We start from the raw sequence: 4,263 nt of genomic DNA, 5'->3' as shown, positions 1-4,263 counted from the left end.
GATAAGCAGATAGCGCCCCCGAGCACGCCGGATGCCGATATTGTTACCCCACGCGTACCCGCCATTATGACCGGCCTCCAGAACCGTTATCTGAGGGAAGGCTGCGCGCAGTGCCTCGACGCTGCCATCCAGTGAATCGTTGTCGACCACAATCACTTCGAGGTCCAGATTGCCCGAATAATCAAGAACCGACTGTATCGCCTTCAATGTCACGTCGGGCGTCTTGTAGTTCACCATGATGACACTGAGGGCGAATTTGGGTGCAGATGCCGGTTTCACAGGGGCCTCCCTGTTCCGCCGCCGGGATGCTGCGCTGTGCCGTCGGTCCCTGTGGCCATGTCATCATAGAATTTCAAAGAACAATCGGTGCAAAACACTGTTAAGATTCCATTGGGTCATGTTTCTTGGCGTTCGGGTTCAAATTGCGGCTACGTATCTTTCGGGCAAATCTGAGAACTAGAGTTTCAAAGCCCTCGGGGCGTTTGACGAGATGCCACAACAGGAAATGTGTCCCGGTATATACAAAAGCGCCGATCAGCACTTTGACTGCGAACCTATAGCGCAGCAGTGGCAAATCATCGAGCGTGTCGAATGCCCAGCCAATCTGGTCCTGATTGCCAATGGCGCTGCCGACGAAAAAAACGGCCGCAATCATGACCAGTGTAGACACAATCGACCGCCAGGCGACTGTGATTGGTCCAAAGAATGTGCGCGTGCCGTATCGCTTGGCAATGAACAATGTGGTGAAAATAGCGGCTGTGCTGGCGGTACCCGCCGCGGCCAATGCACCCATAAAGCCGAACTGCACACCGGCCATCATCAGCAGGCAGACGAGAATCAGAAGGAAAAAGTTTCTGATAAATAGAAGTTTAGTAGAGCCTTCAATATAGGCGGCCGAGCGGACGTTTTCCTGCAGCGTTTCAAGCGCCTTGAGCGGGGCCAGCACCCATATGACCTGCGCGGCTCCCAGCCATTGCCAGCCGATCACCACAATCACGATATGATTGGCCACCAGCGCCATTCCAACGGAAATTGGCAGAACGATTGCAAGCAGCAGCTCGTTGAGCCGGTTAAAGGCTTCGTCTTTCCTGTCGGTATTGCGGGATATGTCCGCAAGCCCGGGATAAAGCACGCGCTGCAGCGGGGCGAACAACTGGGTTGTAACGAGTGTGCTCAGGCGGTTTCCCAACCGGAACACACCCGCATCAGCTAGCCCCAAATTGGCACCAATGATCAGCTGCGGCATGTTCTTGGAAAAGAAATTGGCCACCTGGGCACTGGTGGACCAGACTGAAAACGAAAAACAGTCGTGCCCGCGCGCAAGCGACAACCGCAGGGTCATCGGGGCCATGCTGAAGGTCCAAATGCTGCGTGTCGCAAGCGCACAGAAATTGGCCGCGATAATCGCCCAGTAATCCCCCCAGAACCAGGCCAGGCTGATCGCAATGACCGAATACACGATCCGGCTCACGGTTTCTTCCCCGGCGGCGAAAGTGAAATTCAGATTGCGCTCAAAGAGAATGAAGCGTGGACTTTTCAGGGCGATGATCAGGGAAAGGACGCAAAGAAACGGCGTAAGTTCGGTCAACTCGGGCAATTCGAGAAGAGCAACCAAAGGTCGGGTGGTAAAGAAGAAGGCCGCTGCGGCGACACCCAGGATGACCTGAAAGGTAAAAACGGTTCTGAGATGCTCTTGGGTGACGTCGTCGAGTTGTATGAGAACAATGGCGATTTGCCTCTGCATCATCTCCAGGAATGCTGTTGCGACCAGAAAATAGGCAGCAATACCAAAATCCGTGGGTGACAGAAGGCGTGCGGTCACGATCAGCGTGATCAACCCCAGAATTTGCCGAAACAGGCTGGATGCAAGCAATGTTGTGGCACCGACCGCCAAAGCAGACGTGCGAGAGGAAGAACGATCGCTCCGAGCAGGATTGGGTGGCTGCTTCAATTTATTAAACTTTCCATACTCATAACAAACAGCGCATTAACGCATTAGTGTTTCCAAATCTACGTTGCCTTGTGATGCCCCGGAACGGGCCAAAGCGCGATTCTGCCGTCATGGTCGGGTGGCTGATTTGTCCCGAATGGTGCGTATGTGCGCGGTTTGCAACGCTTTTGCTCCTTGCTTCCAGGATCTTATCATCTCATGTCGGAACGTTGAATTTTGTTCCAAAGTGTACTTTCAATCAGTGTCATGGATTGGACACTAAATGCATAGAGAATCCAAGCATGCGGCGATGTGAATTTGTTTCTGCCGCCGCTGGAATATTGGTGCTGAGTTATAATGGTATGACAGTATGAAGATTGCGATTTTTGGTTTGGGGTATGTGGGGTTCACGGCAGCGTGCTGTCTGACCCGTGAAGGGCACGAGGTGATCGGTATTGATGTGAATGCCGACAAGGTGTCTGAAATCAACGCAGGTCAGCCCCCGATCAAGGAGCCGAAGGTGGCCGGGTTGCTGACCGAGGCGCTTGGGAAAAACCTGATCCGGGCCGTGGTCGAGATGCCGGACCTCGGGGATGTGGATCTGGCCATTGTCTGTGTGGGCACGCCCAGTTCCACTGACGGCTCGCATAACATGAGCTTCGTGGCCGAGGTGACGCGTCAGATTGCCGAAACCGTATCGCCGGATAGGGCGCAGCCTCTGACGGTGGCGTATCGGTCAACCTTCCGGCCGGGCACCGTGCGGCAGCTGATCGAGCCGATCTTCCAAAGCTATCTGGGCGAGCGGACGGATCAGGCGGTCGAGATTGTCTATAACCCCGAATTCCTGCGCGAGGCGTCGGCGGTAGATGACTTCTTCAACCCGCCCAAGATCGTTGTTGGTACAGCCGATGGCAATCGCTCGGCGGTGATGGACGAAATGCACGAGGGGCTGGACGCGCCAGTGTTCTACACCGCTTTTGAAGAGGCCGAGATCACCAAATTCGTCGACAACACCTGGCACGCCACCAAGGTGGCCTTCGCCAATGAGATCGGCCGTATCTGCCACAGCATGGGCGTATCCGCCAAAACCATGCACGAGATTTTCGTCTCGGACACCAAGCTGAACATCTCGGCCTATTACACCCGCCCGGGCGGCGCGTTCGGGGGCTCGTGCCTGCCCAAGGATGTGCGCGCGCTGCAGCATATCGCTGGCGAGGTGGGGGCCCATACCCATCTGATTGACAGCCTGTTGCAAACCAATCAGGCGCATAAAACCTATCAGGCGCAGGACATCATGGCGCGGCTGCCCGAAGGCGGTCGGGTACTGATGGCGGGACTGGCTTTCAAGGCCGGAACTGATGATCTGCGCGAAAGCCCCAATGTCGATATTGCCCGGCGTCTGCTGCAGGCGGGGTATCAGCTGTCGGTCTATGATCCGGCCATCAAACCTGCCGATCTGCGGGGGCAGAACCTGGGTTATGCCTTTACCCATCTGCCCAATGTGGGCCGCCTGCTGGTTGATCATGCCACGGCCGAGGCCGGGCCATGGGATCTGGTGGTCGGATCAAACCGGATCGTGAACGAGCTGAACCTTGGCGATGCAGAGGTGATAAGAACCTATGAATATGACTAGCCCCGTATCCGCCGTTCAGCCGATCTCGTTCGACGAGTTGCGCCAGAGCCAGCCTCTGAAGGGGTTGAAGGTTTTGATTGTGGTGGAAAACCTGCCCGTGCCCTTCGACCGCCGCGTTTGGATGGAGGCGCGCACGCTGGCTGCCGCAGGCGCGTTGGTCTCGGTCATCTGTCCCACCGGCAAGGGCCATGAGGAACGTGTCTGGGAAGATGAGGGCATCAAGGTCTACCGCCACCCGCTGCCGTTGGATGCCAGTGGCGCGTTGGGATATTTGCTGGAATATGGCGCTGCCCTGTTCTGGGAAAGCTGGCTGTCACTGAAGATCAAGTTCACCCGTGGGTTTCACGTCATCCATGGCTGCAACCCGCCCGATCTGATCTTTCTGGTGGCGCTGCCCTTCAAGCTGTTTGGCGTGCGCTATCTGTTCGATCACCACGACATCAACCCCGAGCTTTACGAGGCCAAGTTCGATAAGCGCGGCTTTTTCTGGAAGCTGATGAAGACGTTCGAGCGGCTGACCTTCGCCTCGGCACGGGTGTCGATCGCTACCAATGAAAGCTATCGCAAGATCGCCATCGAGCGCGGCGGCATCGCGCCCGAGGATGTCTTTGTGGTTCGCTCGGGCCCCGACCTGAGCCGGTTGCAGCACCTGCCGCCGAACCCCGCGTGGCGCAACGGGCGGACATACATGGTGGGCTAT

Annotated in this window: 4 protein-coding genes; 2 read left to right on the top strand and 2 right to left on the bottom strand. The window is 56.4% G+C overall.

Annotated features, from left to right (window positions below):
- Both AC2FNC_RS20290 and AC2FNC_RS20285 read right to left on the bottom strand, forming a co-directional pair.
- Positions 1 to 279, bottom strand: a 279-nt coding sequence (locus AC2FNC_RS20290; RefSeq protein WP_496716489.1) for a glycosyltransferase, incomplete at its 3' end; no start/stop codon positions are given.
- 100 nt (positions 280 to 379) lie between these two features.
- Complete coding sequence (locus AC2FNC_RS20285; RefSeq protein ID WP_496716488.1) at positions 380 to 1,873, bottom strand: oligosaccharide flippase family protein; 1,494 nt, start codon at positions 1,871 to 1,873, stop codon at positions 380 to 382.
- A gap of 427 nt (positions 1,874 to 2,300) precedes the next feature.
- On the opposite strand from AC2FNC_RS20285, the gene AC2FNC_RS20280 reads away from it, so the two are divergent.
- The gene (locus AC2FNC_RS20280; RefSeq protein WP_496716486.1) at positions 2,301 to 3,563 is read left to right on the top strand and encodes a nucleotide sugar dehydrogenase; all 1,263 of its coding nucleotides are present in this window, start codon (positions 2,301 to 2,303) and stop codon (positions 3,561 to 3,563) included.
- Positions 3,556 to 4,263, top strand: a 708-nt coding sequence (locus AC2FNC_RS20275) for a glycosyltransferase (protein WP_496716484.1), incomplete at its 3' end; no start/stop codon positions are given. The genes AC2FNC_RS20280 and AC2FNC_RS20275, both read left to right, overlap by 8 nt.

This window comes from Ruegeria sp. BHSA123 (genome assembly GCF_059613425.1).
This window is presented reverse-complemented; position numbering and strand designations above follow the sequence as displayed.

Excerpts from the sequence above, each read along its gene's own strand:
- AC2FNC_RS20280 (WP_496716486.1), top strand. The coding sequence starts at position 2,301 with ATGAAGATTGCGATTTTTGGTTTGGGGTATGTGGGGTTCACGGCAGCG.